Genomic DNA, 17,834 nt, shown 5'->3' with positions numbered 1-17,834 from the left:
TTCTCGCTGATCGCCTAAACTGGCATTCATGACCGATCCTTCCCTGATTTTGACTCTGCTTTTTTCGGCCGCTCTGGTGCTAGGACTGTTGACAAAGTTCTATCTCGCATCACGGCAAATCCGCCATGTGGCTCGCCACCGCGATGCGGTCCCGCCCGCCTTTGCCAGCACCATCTCTCTGGACTCGCACCAGAAGGCCGCCGACTACACCATCACCAAGGCGCGCTTCGGCCTGCTGGAGTTGGCATGGGGCGCCGCCGTATTGCTGGGCTGGACGCTGCTGGGTGGCATGGATGTACTGAACCAGGCGCTGGCCGGCTCCGGCCTGGCCGACTACGGCAGCCTGGTGCCGCAACTGACGCTACTGGCCACCTTCGGGCTGGTCAGCGGCCTGCTGGACCTGCCCTTCACGCTGTACAGCACCTTCCGCATCGAGGAGCGTTTTGGCTTCAACAAAATGAGCTTCAAACTGTGGCTGGGGGATTTGCTCAAGTCCACGCTGGTCGGTGTGCTGATCGGCCTGCCCATCGTGGCGCTGATCCTGTGGCTCATGGGCAGCACCGGCAACTGGTGGTGGCTCTGGGCCTGGGGCGCCTGGATGGTCTTCAATCTGCTGATTCTGGTGCTTTACCCGACGGTCATTGCGCCGCTTTTCAACAAGTTCCAGCCGCTGGAAGACGAAACCCTCAAGGCCCGCGTGACGGCGCTGATGCAACGCTGCGGTTTCGCGGCCAAGGGGCTGTTCGTGATGGATGGCAGCAAACGCTCGGCCCATGCCAATGCCTACTTCACCGGTTTCGGCGCGTCCAAACGCGTGGTGTTTTACGACACCCTGCTCAAACAGCTCAACCCCGCCGAGGTCGATGCCGTGCTGGCTCACGAGCTCGGTCACTTCAAGCACAAACACATCATCAAACGTATTGTTTCGATGTTTGCCATGAGCCTGGCCGGCTTTGCCCTGCTGGGCTGGTTGTCCACCCAGATCTGGTTTTACACCGGCCTGGGGGTGCGGCCCAACATGAGCGGCGGTAACGACGCGCTAGCGCTCTTGCTGTTCCTGCTGGTGGTCCCGGTGTTCAGCTTTTTCATCTCGCCCATCTTTGCGCTGTTCTCGCGCAAGCACGAGTTTGAAGCCGACGCTTACGCGATTGCCCAGACCGACGGCAAGGATTTGCAAAGCGCATTGCTCAAGCTCTACCAGGACAACGCCAGCACACTGACGCCAGATCCTTTGTTCGTGAAGTTTTACTACTCGCATCCGCCGGCTTCCGAACGCCTGGCGCGCCTGGGTGGCGGCTCCGGAGCACCCGCATGAGCCCGATTCACAAGAACCGCCGTGCGTTGAGCGCCACCGAGATCGTGACCCAGCTCAGCCAGCTCAATGGTGAGCAGGCGCTGGGCTGGCGGCTGATCGACGGCTCACTCGAGAAAACCTTCGGTTTCAAAAACTATTACGAAACCATCGCCTTTGTGAATGCCGTGGCCTTCATCGCCAATGCAGAAGATCACCACCCCGACCTGGCGCTGAGTTACGGCAAATGCACGGTGCGTTTCAACACGCATGACGTGCAGGGCATTTCAGTCAGCGATTTTTTCTGCGCGTCCAGGGTCGACGCCTTGCTGGCTTGACCACTGTTTCTTCCGCCGGAACCCTGCCCGGCCTGGTGGTTGCCGGATTCGGCCGGCATTGCCTGGTGGAGACGCCCGATGGCCAGCGCCTGATCTGCCACCCGCGCGGCAAGAAGAGCCAGGCGGTTGTCGGCGACCACGTCCAGTGGCTGCCCTCGCAGGACGAAGGCACCGTCGAAAAAATCGAGCCGCGCAGTAACCTGTTTTACCGGCAGGACGAGATGCGCACCAAGTCGTTTGCAGCCAACCTGGACCAGGTGCTGATCCTGATCGCCGCCGAACCCGAGTTTTCGGAAAGTCAGCTCACGCGTGCGCTGATTGCGGCCGAAGCCGAACGCATCACCCCCATCATCGCGCTCAACAAAAGCGACCTGGCCGAACCGTTCGGTCGCGCCTGGACCAAACTGGCGCCTTACCGCGCGATGGGCTACCAGGTCTTGCCGCTCGCGATCAAACCCAAGACCGACACGCCGGTGGCCAACGATACGCAGTACCAGCAACTGCTGGCGCTGCTGCGCGGCAAAAAAACACTGGTGTTGGGGCCCTCGGGCGCCGGCAAAAGCAGCCTGACCAACCTGCTGGTGCCGAACGCGCAGGTGCTGACGGCAGAAATTTCGCAGGCGCTCAACTCGGGCAAACACACGACGACCAGCACCACGCTGTACTGGATCGATGCGCAGCGCAGCAGCGCGCTGATCGACTCACCGGGCTTTCAGGAGTTCGGCCTGCACCACATCGACCCCATGCACCTGGCCAACTACATGCCAGACCTCAAGGTGCATGCGCAGGACTGCAAATTTTACAACTGCACCCACTTGCACGAGCCGGGCTGCGGCGTGATTTCTGAAACAAAATCGACCTCCAACCCATGCGGGATAAGCGCAAGCCGCTATCGTTTGTATAGCGAACTGTTCGCCGAGTTGTCACAGCCGGCGCGTTACTGAAAGATGTCAACGCATCACGAGGGCGCGGCAGGCCTGCACCAGCGCTGCGCACTGCGCGGGCGTTCCCACGCTGATGCGCAGGTACTGCTCGATGCGCGGCAGCCTGAAATGGCGAACCAGGATCCGCTGCTCACGCAAGCCTGCGGCGAGGGATGCGGCGTCGTGCCCGAGGTGCCGGACCATCAGGAAATTCGCCTGGGAAGGCAGCACCTCAAATCCGAGATCGAGCAGGTCGGAGCGTAAAGTTTCGCGGCTTTGCATCACCGCCGCGCGGGTGCTCTCAAAGTAGGCGCGGTCTTCGTAGGCTGCGGTGGCGCCGGCCAGCGCCAGGCGGTCCAGCGGGTAGGAATTGAAGCTGTCTTTGACGGTCTCGAGCGCTTCAATCAGGTGACGCTGGCCAGCGGCAAAGCCCACGCGCAGACCGGCCAGCGAACGCGATTTCGACAGTGTGTGCACCACCAGCAAATTCGGGTAACTGTTGATCAGTCCGATGGCGCTTTCGCCGCCAAAGTCCACATAAGCCTCATCGACCAGCACCACGCACTGGCTTTGCTGCTGCAGCAACTGCTCGATAGCTGCCAGGGGCAAGCCGGTGCCGGTCGGCGCGTTCGGATTGGCAATCACCACACCACCGCAAGGGGCGCGGTACTGCGCCACATCGATACGCATTGCGTTGTTCAGGGGAACCATGGCGGCGTCAATGCCGTACAGCCCGCAGTAGACCTTGTAAAAGCTGTAGCTGATGTCGGGCATCAGCACCGGCCTGGCCTGGCGGAAGAAAGCAAAAAATGCGTGTGCCAGAACTTCGTCTGACCCATTGCCGGCGAACACCTGGCTGGCAGCGATACCGTGAAACTCCGCGATCGCCTGCCGCAGTCCGGACGACTGCGGGTCGGGGTAAAGCTGCAGCCCCTGCTGCGCAGCGGCGCTGATGGCGGCGATCGCGCGGGGCGAAGGCGGGTACGGATTTTCGTTGGTGTTGAGTTTGACGAGGCCCTCAGTGGCAGCTTGTTCACCTGGGGTGTAAGGCACCAGCCCACTCAGGGCCGGACTCCGGAGGGACGTGGCTGAATGCATGAAAACCGGACCCGCAGTCTCAGCCCAGCAGGCGCGCCAGTGTGAGCAACGCCAACAGCACCATCCAGAGCACCACCGAGCGCCAGACCAGGCCGACAATGCTGCGCAGATGCGCCACCTCGGGTTCGCGGCCGGGCGTGCTTTCCGTCACCTCGGGTGCGGGCTGATCGGGGCCGTTGGCCTGGAAACCCTGCGAGGCATCGGGCGCAAATGTGGCCTTCAGCGCCTCACCGCCCAATCGAACATTGACCGCACCGGAGGTGGCCGCGAGAATGACGCCATCGTTATGGTTTTCCGGGCCGGCCGGTTGACGCTGCGCATAGTTTCGCCAGCCGTCGATGGCATCTTCAAAACTGCCGACCACCGCAAATCCCAGTGATGTCAGGCGCGCCGGCACATAGTCGATCATCTGCCAGGCGCGCGCCGCCGACTGCTGCAGCGCCGGGCTGGCGCCCTCCCCCGTCGAGCGGCTTTTGTGCGCCCAGTAGCGCGAGACGAACTCGCTCAGGCGATACAACACGGCTCCGGCAGGACCCAGGCCCAGCGCGGCCAGCACCGAGAACCAGGCCAGTACGCCAAACACATGGCGGTGCGCGGCCAGCACCGAATACTCAATCACATGGCGAACAATTTCGCTGCGCGGCAATTCGCTGGCATCGACCTGGCGCCACTGCGCCAGCAATTCACGGGCGCTTGCCTCATCGCCGTCGTCGAGCGCGTCGCGGATGTCGGTGAAATAGTGGCTGAACTGGCGAAACCCCAGCGTGACGTAGAGAACAGCCACGCTCCACACAAAAGCCAGTGCCACATTGACGCTCCACAGCAACCAGTGGATCACCAGTGTCAGAAGCGCCGGCGCCAGCACCGCCATGCTCCAGGCGACCCAGCCGTGGACCGGCTTGCCGGCGTCCAGACTGCGGCTGGCCCAGCGCGCCCAGCGGCGCAAACTGGCGTGAATGGGGTTGCCGCGGGCCAGCGGACGGGCCTGTTCAATGATGAGAGCGAACAAAACGGCAAAAAAACTCATGGCACGTCTATAAATCCATTTTTCGGGCGAACAGCGTCGTTGCGCGGTGCGCGCCATCCTCATGCAAGCACGTGCATTCCGGCGGCTAGAGCTCCGGGCGCCTGGCACCTCATCCCGATAGTCTGATTTTCTGAAAGTGCCTGCTGCCAAATCATAACGGGTGATAGGCACCCGCACCTCACGCCGGCCTAGGCGCTCAGAAAACGATAGAGGTTGCGCAGCATGCCAGCAGTGGCACCCCAGATGTAGCGCTCCTTGTCGCCGCCAGCGTCATTGGCGGTGTAGGGCATGGACAGCCACTGCCGGATGGCGCCATCGAATTCAAACTCGTGGCGCTGGTGATTCGCGGGGTTCATCAGGTACTGCAGCGGTACTTCGAAAATATCGGCCACTTCGGACGGATTGGGCTGCAGCGTGAAACCCGGTTGCACCAGCGCCACCACCGGCGTGATGATAAAAGCGGTGCCGGTAACATAGGTCGGGAGAATACCCAGCACCTCCACATGTTCGCGGGCCAGTCCGATCTCCTCATGCGCCTCGCGCAGCGCGGTGGCCACCGCGTCGTGGTCGGTGTCATCGGTCTTGCCGCCGGGAAAGGCGACCTGGCCGGAGTGGGTCGACATGTTGCCGGCTCGTTCTGTCAACAGCAGCGTGAGTTCATCCCGCATGACCAGGGGAATCAGTACGGCAGCCAGCGCCGGCTCGCGGTTGGAAAACTTCTTTTCGACACTGTGCTCCGGCGTCCAGAGCGGCGGATGCCGGAAGCGCAGACGCAGAGCCGCAGGCGCCAGCGCCTGCGTCGGCACGCCCGCCAAATGCGTGTCCACCCCAATGACCGGGATGGTTCGCGGATCGAATTTAGGCAGCGGTTTGGTGAAAGTCATACAAAACCAAGCGTAGCAGGCATGAAAAAGCCGCTCCAAGAGCGGCTTTTTCAGGGACAGGGCCGCATTTATGCAGCTTTGGCGCCCAGTTTTTCCTTGATACGGGCCGACTTGCCGCTGCGATCGCGCAGGTAGTAGAGCTTGGCGCGGCGCACATCACCGCGGCGTTTGACTTCGATCTTGGCGATCAGCGGGCTGTAGACCTGGAAGGTCCGCTCAACGCCTTCACCATTGGAGATCTTGCGCACGATGAAGCTGGAGTTCAGGCCGCGGTTGCGCTTGGCAATCACAACGCCTTCAAACGCCTGCATCCGCTTGCGTGTACCTTCAACGACATTGACGCTGACGATCACGGTGTCGCCGGGGGCATACACGGGAATGGTCTTGTTCAAGCGGGCAATTTCTTCCTGCTCAAGGGTTGCTATCAGATTCATGATTTGTTCCATCTAACTTTTTCGTTCATACACGCGCTGCACTAAAGACCGCAAATCCATCGACACATCGTAATGGTCAAGATGGTTGCAGTGGCCGCCAGAGGAGCGAAAAGCCCACGATTATAGCAATTTATGGGTGTTGAGAGGAGTTTGCCGGCAAGCCGCGCAGAAACGCCTCGTCCGCAACCGTCAAGCTGCCCGCCTTTCGCGCAGCCTCCACCAGTTCAGGGCGGTGCTGGCGGGTGAGGGTCAACCGCTGTTCGCGGCGCCAGCGCTCGATGTGCGCGTGGTTTCCCGACAACAAGGTATCTGGCACGCCCTGCTCGCGCCAGACCTCCGGCCGCGTGTAATGCGGGCAGTCCAGCAATCCATCCAGCGCCGGATTAAAGCTGTCGAGCTGGTGGCTGCCTTCATCATTGAGCACGCCGGGCTGCAGGCGCGCCACGGCGTCCAGCAAGGCCATGGCAGGGATTTCTCCGCCGGACAGCACAAAGTCACCTAGGCTGAGCTGCTGGTCGACATAAGTGTCGATAAAACGCTGGTCCAGACCTTCGTAGCGGCCACAGATCAGCACCGCGCCGGCGCTGGCCGACCAGACGGCCACACCGCTGTGGTTCAACGCCCGGCCCGTCGGTGAAAACAGCACAACCGGCGCCCGAAGATTGACAGCTTCCGCACGTTCGGCACGTATCGCTTCGAGGCAACGCGCCAGCGGTTCGGCCATCATGACCATGCCCGGACCACCGCCAAAGGACCGGTCATCGACCCGGCGGTAGTTGCCTTCTGCAAACTCGCGCGGGTTCCAGAGCCTGACCTCGACCAGGCCGGATTCGTAGGCGCGGCGCGTTACACCGCTGATCAGGAACGGTGCAAAAAGCTCGGGAAACAGGGTGATGACATCAAAACGCATGGCTGTGTATTCTGCGCCGATCCCAGCGTAGAAAGCCGGAGGGTTTAATAGTCAGGTTGCCAATCCACCGTGATGGTTTTGGCAGGGAGGTCCACGCCGTCCACGTAGGCAGCGACAAAAGGGATCATGCGCTCCAGCGTCTGGTCGCCGTCGGTGTATTCGACACACAGCACAGAATGCGGGCCGGTCGCCATCAGGTCACGCACGCAACCCAGGACCACCCCTTCCCGGTTGACGACGTTGAGGCCCAGCAGGTCGACCCAGTAATACTCGTCCTTGCCGGCTTTCGGGAAAGCGCTGCGCGGCACAAAAATCCGCGCCCCACGCAGGGCTTCGGCAGGCGTACGGTCATCGAAACCCTCGAACTTGGCGACGACCGAGTCGGAATGGGTTTTGGATTCGCTGACACTCAGGATGACCGTGCCGGCAAACGCATCAAAGCCGGGCCGGTGTTTGGCCTCGGGCGGCTGGAGAAACCAGCGGCTGGAAGAAAAAAGCGCCTCGGAGGAGGCGCTGTGCGGCAGGATTTTGACCCAGCCCTTGACGCCCCAGGCATCAAGAATGCGCCCGACTTCGATGGCGTCCTCAGGCAGACCCGAGGACTCTAAGCCCGGAAGCATCTGGCAACCGGGAAAATCAGGCAGCTTTGGGGGCTGCAGCAGCGCCCTGCTTGACCAGGCGTTCCACGGTGGGGGACGCTTGTGCACCGACGCCGAGCCAGTGGGTCAGACGGTCCTGCTCAATGCGCAGACCTTCTTCGCCACCTTTGGCGATCGGGTTGTAAAAACCGATACGCTCGATGAAACGGCCATCGCGGCGGACACGTTTGTCAGCCACAACAATATTGAAAAAAGGACGGTGTTTAGAACCGCCGCGCGAGAGTCGAATGACGACCATGATTTATCCTTCGGGTGGCGGGGTGAAAAAAAAATCACCCCAAAATGTTCCTGCAGCGATTGAGACACACGACATGGCACCCGGCCAGCGAAATGCTGCAAAGCCGCAGATTATAACCCGCGCTCCGCTATTTCCATTTACACGGCCTCCCGGCCTTCTTTTCTGAGCCCAGTCATGCCCCTCATACGCCCCAGCCGCGAAGACGACCTTCCTGCCATCGCCGCCATTTATGCGCACCATGTGCTGCACGGCACCGGCACCTTTGAAACCGAGCCGCCCAGCATCGCCGACATGGGCACACGTCGCGCCGATGTCCTGTCCAAAGGCCTGCCCTACCTGGTCGCCGAAGAGGCCGGCGCTGTCATCGGCTTTGCCTACGGCAACTGGTTCAAGCCGCGGCCGGCCTACCGCTATTCGGTGGAAGACTCCATCTATCTGGCGCCCGACGGGGGCGGCAAGGGCATCGGCCGCGCCCTGCTGTCAGAGCTGCTGGCACGCTGCGAAAGTGCAGGCATCCGCAAGATCATGGCCATCATTGGCGACTCGGCCAACGCCGGCTCAGTCGGACTGCATCGCGCTCTGGGCTTCACACAGGTCGGCATCGTGGCGTCCTGTGGTTGGAAGTTTGGTGCCTGGCGTGATATCGTGATCATGGAAAAAACACTGGGGGCCGGCGACACCGAGCCGCCAGTCGGGGTCGACCCAGCCTCGCCCTCCCTCTCCCCACCCTGACGGATTTCATGAAAACCAAGAACAAGACCCTGGCGGCGTGGCTGGCCCTGGCCGGTGGCCAACTGGGCATTCATCGCCTGTACCTCTACGGTGTGGGCGACCTGCTGGCCTGGCTGCATCCCATCGCTGCCGCGCTGGGCTGGTGGGGCATCGAGCGCGTACGGATGTACGGCCAGGACGACCAGCTCGCCTGGGCACTGATACCGCTGCTCGGCTTCACGCTGGCCGGCACCGCGTTGACGGCGATTTATTACGGCCTGATGGCGCCCGAGAAGTGGAATGCCAGGCACAACCCCGGAGCGGCACCGGATGCGGCGCCGGGCCGGACCAACTGGCTGACCATGGGCGCGATCGTGTTTGCACTGCTGTTTGGCACCATCGCGCTGATGTCCAGCATCGTGTTCAGTTTTCAGCGTTATTTCGAGTACCAGGTCGAGGAAGCGCGCAAGATCTCGCAACCCAGGTAGAGCCCCGACGTTCGCTCACCGCGTCCGTTCGTCCTGAGTCTGTCGGAGGATACCCCCGCCCACCGCGCCGTTCAGAACAACTGCAGGCTGACCCAGTAGGCAATCGCGGCGACAAAGGCCGACGCCGGTATCGTGAAGATCCAGGCCCAGACAATGTTGCCGGCCACGCCCCAGCGGACCGCCGAGGCCCGCTGGGTCGAGCCGACCCCAACGATGGCACCCGTGATGGTGTGGGTGGTCGACACCGGAATACCCAGCCCGGTCGCCAGGAACAGGGTCAGTGCCCCGCCGGTCTCGGCGCAGAAGCCCCCCACCGGTTTGAGCTTGGTGATTTTCTGACCCATGGTTTTCACGATGCGCCAGCCACCAAACATGGTTCCCACAGCGATCGCCACATAACAACTGACGATGGTCCAGGTCGGTGGGGCAGCGTCGCTGGCAGAGGCATAGCCTGTGGCGATCAGCAGCATCCAGATAATGCCAATGGTTTTCTGCGCATCGTTGCCGCCGTGTCCCAGGCTGTAGGCACCCGCTGAAACCAGCTGCATACGCCGGAACCAGCGGTCCACCCGGGACGGCGTGGCACGGCGAAAGGCCCAGGCCACACTGACCATCATCAATGACCCGAGCAGAAAACCCAGCAGCGGCGAGACAAAAATGAAGGCCACGGTTTTCAGGATGCCGGTGGCCACAAGCGCGCCGGCGCCTGACTTGGCCAGCACCGCACCGACGATGCCGCCGATCAGCGCATGGGACGAGCTACTGGGAATGCCGTAATACCAGGTCAGCAGGTTCCAGGTGATGGCGCCGATCAGGGCACCAAACACCACATGGGTGTCGACAATTCCCGGCTGCACAATGCCCTTGCCGACGGTAGCAGCCACACTCAGGTGGAAAACGAAGATGGCCACGAAGTTGAAGAATGCGGCAAACAGCACCGCCTGGCCGGGTTTGAGCACGCCTGTGGACACCACGGTGGCAATCGAGTTGGCCGCATCGTGGAAGCCGTTCATAAAGTCGAAGGCAAGCGCCAGAAACACCAGCAGCAGCACGACCCAGAAGGCAGTTTGGACGGTTTCCATGGTCCCGCCCGCTTATGAATTTTCGAGGACGATGCCCTCAATCACGTTGGCCACGTCCTCGCACTTGTCGGTGATGGTTTCAAGCAATTCGTAGATGGCCTTGAGCTTGATGACTTCACGCACATCGGGCTCTTCGCGGAACAGCTTGCTCATGGCCGAGCGCATCACGCGGTCGGCATCAGACTCAAGCTTGTCAATCTCTTCGCAGGTCTTCAACGCGGCCTCGGCCGTGGCTGCGTCGCTGAGCTTGTCGATCAGCGCCACTGCATCCTTCAGGCGTTCGCAGCATTTGACGCTGAGGTCGGTCAGCCGGACGATCTCCTCGGTCATGTGTCGCACGTCGTACAAGGCCATGGTTTCAGCGGAATCCTGAATCAGGTCGGCCACATCATCCATGGTGTTGATCAGGGTATGAATCTGCTCCCGATCAATCGGGGTGATGAAGGTTTTGTGCAGCATGCGGTTCACCTCCTGGGTGATCCGGTCTGCGGCGCGTTCGGCATTGTCGACCTCGCGGTTATAGCTCTCCCGCTTTTCGATGTCGCTGTAGTTGGCAACCAGATTGGAAAAAGCGCGGGCCGCCTCGACGATGCGGTCGGCATGCTGGTTGAACAGCTCAAAAAAATTGCCTTCACGCGGCAGCAGCTTGCCAAACAGCATCGTCGACTCCTGGGGTTTGTGTCATTTCAATGACATTTTTGTGACTGGGCAGTTTAACCGTCCCCCCCATTTGTCACTTCATGCCCCATGCAGCGCCTTCCTGGGCGCCGCCAGGGTCAGGATGATCGGAAGATGAAATACACCGCCCCCACCATGCACAGCGCGGCCCACAGGTAATCCAGCTTCAGTGGCTCGTTGAGGTAGAACACCGCAAACGGTACAAAAACCGCCAGGGTGATGATCTCCTGCATGATCTTGAGCTGGCCCACGCTGTACAGCGTGAAGCCAATACGGTTGCCCGGCACCTGCAGCAGGTATTCGAACAATGCAATGCCCCAGCTGATCAGGGCTGCGATGTACCAGGGTGAGGTCGCCAGGTTTTTCAGATGGCCATACCAGGCAAATGTCATGAAAACATTGGACAGCAGCAGCAAGCCAATGGTCTGCGCGGAAACGGGAAGGGATTGCAGAAACTGCATGGGTTCTCCAAAGGCATCCATAAAACCGACAGCGACCGCATTGTCAGCGCCCGTTCCGACGTGCGCTCACCAACTTCCGGATCTCACGGTCTTTTGGGCCTGTAGCCCTTATACACAGGGCGCAACAGGCTACCAAAATAATAGCAAACTATCGCTATAAACCGCACGGAAGCAACAATCGGTCAGGTCTTGTGGCAATCTTGGCCTGGGTTGAACAGCGCCATGGCTGCGTTCAAGCCCGCGCAATCCAGCGTTGCTGGGCCGCGAGTTTTTCGACATCGCGCCAGCCCGCACACTGCCTGGCCATCTGTGGCCAGATACGTAATAACAGCTCACACTCGGCCAGCGTGTCAGCAGCCGCCTGGTGCCGGTTGGCACAGACGATGCCAAAGTGCGCGAGCCACTCGTCCAGCGCGCGCGCCCTGACCTTCTCGTGCGTCACCGCACACAGTTGTTCGATGTCAACCCAGCGATTGGTCAGCGCAGCGCCCAGATGCGCCAACACAAACCGGCCAATCATGGCCTGGTCGAAGGGCGCATGAAACGCCAGCAGCGGCGAATTGCCGACAAAGCGGGTGAAGGCACGCAGCCCGTCTGGCATGGGTTCGCCTTCGCGCTGGCGCTGCAGGCCAATGCCGTGCAGCAGGATATTGTCTTTCGCGCTGGCCACTTCGGATTGGCGCAGCACCACCTCAAAGCTGTCGCCCGGTGTGATGCTCAGGCGCCTGCTCGGCCAATCCACGCGAACGGCAATCGCGGCAATCGCCAGCAACTGGTCGCGCTGCGGATCCAGCCCGCTGGTCTCGACATCAAGCACAACCCAGCGCAACTCGTCCACAGCCACTGGCGCGCCGATCCAGCCGCGCAGGCGGTCACCCCAGCTCATCGCCCGTAATCCAGTTGCAGGCGCTGCTGCAGCGAGCGTGCCACACGGAAGGATTCACGCAGGATGCGCCGGTCAATATCATTGAGCTGTGCGACTTCAAGCTGGTTCGGTTGCTGCTGCGGAGCCGTGCCTTCGAGCTGAATGCGCAGCCGGAGCGTCTGCAAAAACTCGAAGCCGCTGACCCAGGCCTGGTATTCGGGGGCGGCCAGGCCAAGCAGCGGGCCGACGGCCTCCAGCCGTTCGCGGGTGCTGGTGACGGCAACGCCGAGGCTCAGCGAATAAATGCGCGCCACATCAACAAAAATCGCCGCGCCCTGCAGCTTGAGGTCGATCCGTCCCGCATCGTCAACGGCGACGCTGCCGGTCCAGTTCAGCGGCGCACTGTGGCTCAGCGCATTGAGCGCCAGTTGCTTGATGAAACGCGGTGCGCGCCGCGCTGCCTCGCTGACCTCGCGGCGCAAGCTGTCGGCCAGGCGGTCATCGCCCGCCAGCGCGCGGAAGTCAAAGTAGATGCTGGCATGCAGCAGGTCCTGCGGCGCGCCGTGTTCTACCCAGTGGGCAAAACGCTCGCGCCACTGGCGCAGCGTCAGGCAGCAGGACGGCTCGCCGGCCATGATGCGGCCGCGGCACAACGGGTAGCCACAGGCGTCCAACGCCAGATTGACCGCACTGGCGAAGCGCAGGGCAGCGCCCCGCTGCTCCGGCGTCGTGTCGTCCGGCAGGATCAGCGCGTTGTCCTGATCGGTGGCAATCGTCTGCTCGCTGCGTCCCTCGGAACCCAGCGCCAGCCAGCAAAGGCGCGTCAGGTCGAGGTGATGCTCTTGCGCCTTGATCTCCAGCAGGCGCGCGGTCAGCACGTCATTGAGGTGGCTGATCAGCGCGGTGAGCTGGCGCGCGTGCACGCCCTGGCCCAGCAGATTGTGCGCAAAACGGCGGATATCCTGCGCCACCAGTTTGAGCGTGTCCACGTCGGCGGCGGAACGGATGGAGGTACTGACCTGCTTGAGACTCAGGCGCTGCATCGCAAACAGATCGCGCTCGGACACCATGCCGACGGCCGCACCACCGCGCGTGACCGGCACGTGGCGAATACCGTGTTTGCTCATCAGCAGCGCCGCATCGAGCGCGGTGTGTTCATGGCTCAGCGACAGCACCGGCTGGACCATCACCTGCGAGATCGGCGTGTCCAGATGCAGGCCCGGCAGCGTGACCTTGCCGAGGACGTCGTAACGCGTGAGGATGCCCAGCGGCCGCTGCTGCGTATCGGTCACCAGCATGGAGCCTATGCGCTGCTGGTGCATTTGCGCCAGCGCCTGGCGCAACGGTGTGTCCGGCGGGCAGCTCACCGGCGTCTGGCGTGCCACCTCACCCAGCGGCGTTTCCAGCGACTGCTCGGCCAGCGCCTGCGAGGCATAGGCCACCTGCAACGCACGCCGCGACAGGTCCAGAAACTTCAGGATGCGCCGGTTCAGGAAATCGGCAAACGATGGGCTGCGAACCGCCAGCGCCTGCATGGCATCCAGCGGCAAGGCCAGCACAAAGGTGTCAGCCACTGCGCGGTAGCTGGCCGTGACGGCGCGTTGAGCAACAGCCGCACTGACCGGAAACAACTCGCCGGGCTCATAGTGGAAAGCACCGCCCGACAGCTCGGCCAGGCCGCGCTCGCCGATCACCGCGCCCTGACGAATAAAGATGAGGTTCTGCACCAGGCCGCTGTCGGGCGTGAGCAGCAGTTCACCGGGTGCGTAGTAGTTCTCGCGGGAGTGACTGAGGAAAAAATCGACGTCGCCGGCCAGCATCTGCGCAAACGGCGGGTACCGCATCAGTTCCTGGCGCAGGTTGGCCAGCAGGCTGCTGGACGGACTGAGGTCGGCATTGAGCGAGGCCAGCGGCTGGTTGGCATCCGTCACGGTCGTCTCCCGGTGTTTGAATCGATTATCCGGGAAGCATGTGCTGTCCTGCTGACACAGCGCAAAGGTGCGACCGATTGCCGGCAGACTTGCGTGCGGTTCATCCAGCGGGGGCGTCGCGAACAGGGCCGCAGCATGGTGGAGATGCCACCTGGCGCAGTAACAGTGCTATTAATTCAGTAGCTGGTAACGCTCTTTGGACATGGGCTGGAGGCACTTTTCATTCATCAAAACCAGCAAACTACCTTGGCAAGCTGGCCGCCTGCCGCGCCAGCGCACTGACCCGGCCCCAGTCCCCGCGCGCCAGTGCATCGGCCGGCACCAGCCAAGAGCCACCCACACAAGCCACATTGGCGAGTGCCAAAAACTCGGCTGCGTTGGTGGCGGTGATGCCGCCGGTGGGACAGAACAACACATCACCAAAGGGGCCGCCCCAGGCCTTGAGCATGGCCAAGCCGCCAGCCTGCAGCGCCGGGAAAAACTTGAGCTCGGTGTAGCCGTCTTCCTGCGCCGCCATGATTTCGCTGCCGGTGGCCACACCAGGCAGCAGCGGCAGATGTGCATCGCGGCAGGCGGTGCCGACCGCGTGGGTGTAACCCGGACTCACGATAAAACGCGCGCCGGCCATCGCACAGGCCTGCACATCGGCGGCGCTGCGCGCAGTGCCGGCACCGACCACGGCTTCGGGCACGTCACGCGTAATCGCCTCGATGCAGGCCAGCGCCTGTGGCGTGCGCAAGGTCACTTCCAGCATGCGTATGCCGCCGGCCACCAGCGCACGCGCCAGCGGCACAGCGTGCGCCACATCGTTGAGCACAATCACCGGAATCACGGCGGCGTCCTGCATCACCTGCAGGGCGGTCAGCGGCCGGTTCGCATCAAGTTTCACATCCACGACAAAGCTCCTTCTTCAGCGGCCAGTGCATTGCGCCGCATGCCCGCAAACAATTCACGCCCCATGCCCAGGCCATTGGCCGCGCGCAGCGTCTCGGGCATGGCGACAGACTCGCGGCCTGCCCAGTCGGCGGCTGGCACCTTGATGTCGAGTATGCCGTTGATCGAATCCACCAGAATCACATCACCGTCGCGCACCTTCGCCAACGGACCGCCCGCCGCCGCCTCGGGCGATACGTGAATCGCCGCAGGCACTTTGCCAGAGGCGCCGCTCATGCGGCCGTCGGTGACCAGCGCCACGCGAAAGCCTTTGCCCTGCAGCACCGCCAGCGGCGGCGTGAGTTTGTGCAGCTCGGGCATGCCGTTGGCCTGCGGCCCCTGCCAGCGCACCACACAGATCACGTCGCGGTCCAGCTCACCGCCCTGGAAAGCCAGATGCAGCGCCTCCTGCGAATCGAAGACGCGCGCGGGCGCTTCAATCACGTGGCGGTCGTCCGGCACCGCCGAGACCTTGATCACACTACGGCCCAGATTGCCCTGCAGCAGCTTGAGACCGCCGCTGGCGCTGAAGGGTGCGCTGGTCGGCCGCACGATGGCTTCGTCCTTGCTCGCGCCCATCTCATGCCAGGCCAGCTTGCCATCTCGCATCTCCGGTTCGCGCGTGTACTCGCGGATGCCCCCGGCGCGCACCGTCAGCACGTCCTCATGCATGAAGCCGGCGTCCAGCAACTCGCGAATCACAAAACCGGTGCCGCCGGCCGCCTGAAACTGGTTCACGTCGGCGCTGCCGTTGGGATACACATGGGTCAGGAGAGGCACGACATCGGACAGGTCAGAAAAATCGTTCCAGTCAATCAAAATGCCGGCGGACCGCGCGACCGCGACCCAGTGAATCAAATGGTTGGTGGAACCGCCAGTGGCCAGCAGCGCGACCATGGCGTTGACGATGGCTTTTTCATCGACGATCCTGCCGATCGGTGAAAACCGCTTCGACGACTTGACGATACCCAGCACCGTGCGCGCTGCCTCGCGCGTGAGTTCGTCACGCAGGTCGCCGCCAGGCTGGACAAAAGCGGTGCCGGGCACATGCAGGCCCATGGCTTCGAGCAGCATCTGGTTGCTGTTGGCCGTACCGTAGAAAGTGCAGGTGCCGGGGCTGTGATAACTCTTGAGCTCGGCATCGAGCAGGCCATCGCGGCCTACCAGTCCTTGCGCCGCCAGCTCGCGCACGCGGGCTTTTTCCTTGTTCGGCAAGCCGGACGGCATCGGACCGGCTGGAACAAACACCACGGGCAGGTGGCCGAAGTGCAACGCGCCTATCAGCAGGCCAGGCACGATCTTGTCGCACACACCCAGCATCAGCGCCGCGTCGAACATGTCATGGCTCAGCGAGACCGCGGTGGCCATGGCGATCACGTCGCGGCTGAACAGACTGAGTTCCATCCCGGTCGTGCCCTGCGTCACGCCGTCACACATGGCGGGCACGCCACCGGCCACCTGGGCGGTCGCGCCGTGGAGGCGCGCCTCCCACTTGATCAGGTCCGGGTAAGGCTGCATCGGCGTGTGCGCCGAGAGCATGTCGTTGTAGGCGGTGACGATGCCGATGTTGGGCGCTCGTTCAGTGACCACCTTGAAGCGATCGTCCAGCGGCATGCCAGCGACCGCATGAGCGATGTTGCCGCAACCCATGCGGTCCACGCTGATGGCGCGGGTGGCGGCGCTGTCCAGCCGCTGCAGGTAGGCGTTGCGCGTGCTCAGGCTGCGCGTGCGTATGTTTTCAGTGACCTGGGCGACGACGGTGTGAAGGCTCATGGGGGTGCTTTTGAGGTTCGTTGGTAACTTTATTACTTCGTCCATCGTACTTCGTTACCAAGCCCCTGCAAAGCCACGGGTACCAACCGGTTACCGGCCACCTGCCCTACTGCAGCGCGATCTCTACCCGGCGCGCCTCGGCATCGCTGCCCGTGCCAGCGGTCTGCGCCGGCTTGTCAAGGCGGATCTGGCTGTCCGACACACCGGCTGCGATCAGGGCCTGGCGCACCGCGAGCGCACGCTGCCTGGCCAGTTCGGCATTGCGCGCGGCGTTACCTTTGGCATCGTGAAACCCGGAGATCAGGATTTTTTTGCCGCCCCGCGCACCCTTGACCACATCAACCAGAGCGTCGGCAGCCCCGGCCGCAAGTTCGGCCTCGCCGGAGGCGAAGTAGAACTTGACCACGCCGTATTCCACCGTGATGCTGGCGGCGTCGGAGACGGCCTGGGCGGCCAGTGCCGCTGAAGCCGGTACGGCGGCAGGCATGGCCGACACAGGCGCAGGGACGACAACAGATTCCACAGCCTCCGTCGGCTGGTCCGGCCGCGAAGCCCCGACGCGGCTGAGCGCCAGACCCAGCACCAGGGCGATCACCAGCGCGATGAGGCCAAGCAGCAGGCCCAGCATCCAGCCTTGCTGCTCATCGTCCGACTGTGAAAACATGCAAAAAATCTCCGGGGAAACATCGGGGTTCGGGAAAGGTGCAGCGGACTCGCGCCATGCGCAAATCGCAGGGGCATTGTAAAGTGCGTGGGTGGACACTCACCTGCCAAACAGCCTGCTCACCGTTCGCGATCCCGCCCCCATGCTGGAGCGTTTTTTGCATCAGTGGGGCGGCAAGGAGGACCTCTGGATTTTCGGCTACGCCTCGCTGATCTGGCGGCCCGACTTCGATTTTTCCGAGCAACGGCGCGCCCGGGTACACGGCTGGCACCGCGCGCTCAAGATGTGGAGCCGCATCAATCGCGGCACCCCCGAGTGCCCGGGCCTGGTGTTTGCGCTGCTGTCGGGCGGCAGTTGTCACGGCGTGGTCTACCGCGTTCCACGCCACGACGTGCCCGAAGTGGTGGCCAAACTCTGGCTGCGCGAGATGGTGACCGGTGTGTACG

Annotated in this window: 21 protein-coding genes; 6 read left to right on the top strand and 15 right to left on the bottom strand. The window is 62.6% G+C overall.

The window, feature by feature from the left end:
- The first annotated feature begins 28 nt into the window (after positions 1 to 28).
- Genes ACH2CW_RS16445 through rsgA form a run of 3 tightly spaced genes read left to right on the top strand, consistent with a single transcriptional unit; the run spans position 29 to position 2,573 of the window.
- Positions 29 to 1,315: a M48 family metallopeptidase gene (locus tag ACH2CW_RS16445; RefSeq protein WP_395060102.1), complete on the top strand. Its 1,287-nt coding sequence runs from the start codon at positions 29 to 31 to the stop codon at positions 1,313 to 1,315.
- Positions 1,312 to 1,629 (top strand): 4a-hydroxytetrahydrobiopterin dehydratase, encoded by a 318-nt coding sequence (locus tag ACH2CW_RS16440; protein WP_395060100.1) that lies wholly within the window; start codon positions 1,312 to 1,314, stop codon positions 1,627 to 1,629. The genes ACH2CW_RS16445 and ACH2CW_RS16440 overlap by 4 nt, the downstream gene beginning before the upstream one ends.
- Entirely contained in the window at positions 1,626 to 2,573 is a 948-nt protein-coding gene (gene rsgA / locus ACH2CW_RS16435) for a ribosome small subunit-dependent GTPase A (RefSeq protein WP_395060098.1), read from the top strand. Before ACH2CW_RS16440 ends, rsgA begins: the two co-directional genes overlap by 4 nt.
- Before the next feature lie 6 nt (positions 2,574 to 2,579).
- On the opposite strand, the gene hisC is transcribed toward rsgA, so the two are convergent.
- The 7 genes from hisC to rpsP all read right to left on the bottom strand — a co-directional run bounded on the left by hisC (position 2,580) and on the right by rpsP (position 7,802).
- Complete coding sequence (gene hisC, locus ACH2CW_RS16430) at positions 2,580 to 3,650, bottom strand: histidinol-phosphate transaminase (RefSeq protein ID WP_395060096.1); 1,071 nt, start codon at positions 3,648 to 3,650, stop codon at positions 2,580 to 2,582.
- Positions 3,651 to 3,669: 19 nt separating this feature from the next.
- Positions 3,670 to 4,677: a CobD/CbiB family protein gene (locus ACH2CW_RS16425; RefSeq protein ID WP_395060094.1), complete on the bottom strand. Its 1,008-nt coding sequence runs from the start codon at positions 4,675 to 4,677 to the stop codon at positions 3,670 to 3,672.
- Between the two features lie 188 nt (positions 4,678 to 4,865).
- Complete coding sequence (locus ACH2CW_RS16420; protein ID WP_395060092.1) at positions 4,866 to 5,561, bottom strand: CoA pyrophosphatase; 696 nt, start codon at positions 5,559 to 5,561, stop codon at positions 4,866 to 4,868.
- A 68-nt stretch (positions 5,562 to 5,629) separates the two neighbouring features.
- The gene (rplS, locus tag ACH2CW_RS16415; RefSeq protein ID WP_395060090.1) at positions 5,630 to 5,995 is read right to left on the bottom strand and encodes a 50S ribosomal protein L19; all 366 of its coding nucleotides are present in this window, start codon (positions 5,993 to 5,995) and stop codon (positions 5,630 to 5,632) included.
- Between the two features lie 130 nt (positions 5,996 to 6,125).
- Positions 6,126 to 6,905, bottom strand: a complete 780-nt coding sequence (gene trmD / locus ACH2CW_RS16410) for a tRNA (guanosine(37)-N1)-methyltransferase TrmD (protein WP_395060088.1) — start codon at positions 6,903 to 6,905, stop codon at positions 6,126 to 6,128.
- A 44-nt stretch (positions 6,906 to 6,949) separates the two neighbouring features.
- Positions 6,950 to 7,525: a ribosome maturation factor RimM gene (gene rimM / locus ACH2CW_RS16405; RefSeq protein ID WP_395060086.1), complete on the bottom strand. Its 576-nt coding sequence runs from the start codon at positions 7,523 to 7,525 to the stop codon at positions 6,950 to 6,952.
- 16 nt (positions 7,526 to 7,541) lie between these two features.
- A complete protein-coding gene (rpsP, locus tag ACH2CW_RS16400; RefSeq protein WP_188708034.1) occupies positions 7,542 to 7,802 on the bottom strand; it encodes a 30S ribosomal protein S16 in 261 nt (86 codons plus the stop codon).
- 174 nt (positions 7,803 to 7,976) lie between these two features.
- On the opposite strand from rpsP, the gene ACH2CW_RS16395 reads away from it, so the two are divergent.
- Positions 7,977 to 8,534, top strand: coding sequence for a GNAT family N-acetyltransferase (locus ACH2CW_RS16395; RefSeq protein ID WP_395060084.1), 558 nt, complete (start codon positions 7,977 to 7,979; stop codon positions 8,532 to 8,534).
- Positions 8,535 to 8,542: 8 nt separating this feature from the next.
- A complete protein-coding gene (locus ACH2CW_RS16390) occupies positions 8,543 to 9,001 on the top strand; it encodes a hypothetical protein (protein WP_395060082.1) in 459 nt (152 codons plus the stop codon).
- A gap of 71 nt (positions 9,002 to 9,072) precedes the next feature.
- Here the strand turns inward: ACH2CW_RS16390 and ACH2CW_RS16385 are convergent, their stop codons facing one another.
- From ACH2CW_RS16385 to ACH2CW_RS16350, 8 genes are all read right to left on the bottom strand, one after another.
- Complete coding sequence (locus tag ACH2CW_RS16385; RefSeq protein WP_395060080.1) at positions 9,073 to 10,083, bottom strand: inorganic phosphate transporter; 1,011 nt, start codon at positions 10,081 to 10,083, stop codon at positions 9,073 to 9,075.
- Positions 10,084 to 10,095: 12 nt separating this feature from the next.
- Positions 10,096 to 10,743: a DUF47 domain-containing protein gene (locus tag ACH2CW_RS16380; protein WP_395060078.1), complete on the bottom strand. Its 648-nt coding sequence runs from the start codon at positions 10,741 to 10,743 to the stop codon at positions 10,096 to 10,098.
- A 116-nt stretch (positions 10,744 to 10,859) separates the two neighbouring features.
- Positions 10,860 to 11,222 (bottom strand): DMT family protein, encoded by a 363-nt coding sequence (locus ACH2CW_RS16375; RefSeq protein WP_395060076.1) that lies wholly within the window; start codon positions 11,220 to 11,222, stop codon positions 10,860 to 10,862.
- 232 nt (positions 11,223 to 11,454) lie between these two features.
- Positions 11,455 to 12,108 (bottom strand): 3'-5' exonuclease, encoded by a 654-nt coding sequence (locus tag ACH2CW_RS16370; RefSeq protein ID WP_395060074.1) that lies wholly within the window; start codon positions 12,106 to 12,108, stop codon positions 11,455 to 11,457.
- Complete coding sequence (locus ACH2CW_RS16365; RefSeq protein WP_395060072.1) at positions 12,105 to 14,018, bottom strand: DUF294 nucleotidyltransferase-like domain-containing protein; 1,914 nt, start codon at positions 14,016 to 14,018, stop codon at positions 12,105 to 12,107. Before ACH2CW_RS16365 ends, ACH2CW_RS16370 begins: the two co-directional genes overlap by 4 nt.
- Positions 14,019 to 14,259: 241 nt before the next feature.
- Positions 14,260 to 14,913, bottom strand: coding sequence for a bifunctional 4-hydroxy-2-oxoglutarate aldolase/2-dehydro-3-deoxy-phosphogluconate aldolase (gene eda, locus ACH2CW_RS16360; protein WP_395060070.1), 654 nt, complete (start codon positions 14,911 to 14,913; stop codon positions 14,260 to 14,262).
- The gene (gene edd, locus ACH2CW_RS16355; RefSeq protein WP_395060068.1) at positions 14,904 to 16,724 is read right to left on the bottom strand and encodes a phosphogluconate dehydratase; all 1,821 of its coding nucleotides are present in this window, start codon (positions 16,722 to 16,724) and stop codon (positions 14,904 to 14,906) included. The genes eda and edd overlap by 10 nt, the downstream gene beginning before the upstream one ends.
- A gap of 106 nt (positions 16,725 to 16,830) precedes the next feature.
- Positions 16,831 to 17,388, bottom strand: coding sequence for an OmpA family protein (locus tag ACH2CW_RS16350; protein WP_395060066.1), 558 nt, complete (start codon positions 17,386 to 17,388; stop codon positions 16,831 to 16,833).
- Positions 17,389 to 17,530: 142 nt separating this feature from the next.
- Here ACH2CW_RS16350 and ACH2CW_RS16345 point away from each other — a divergent pair.
- Positions 17,531 to 17,834 (top strand): gamma-glutamylcyclotransferase (locus tag ACH2CW_RS16345; RefSeq protein ID WP_395060064.1); only part of this gene is annotated, 304 nt, incomplete at its 3' end.

Origin of the sequence: Polaromonas sp. (assembly GCF_043778355.1) — a bacterium.
Classification (GTDB): Bacteria; Pseudomonadota; Gammaproteobacteria; order Burkholderiales; family Burkholderiaceae_C; genus Polaromonas.
This window is presented reverse-complemented; position numbering and strand designations above follow the sequence as displayed.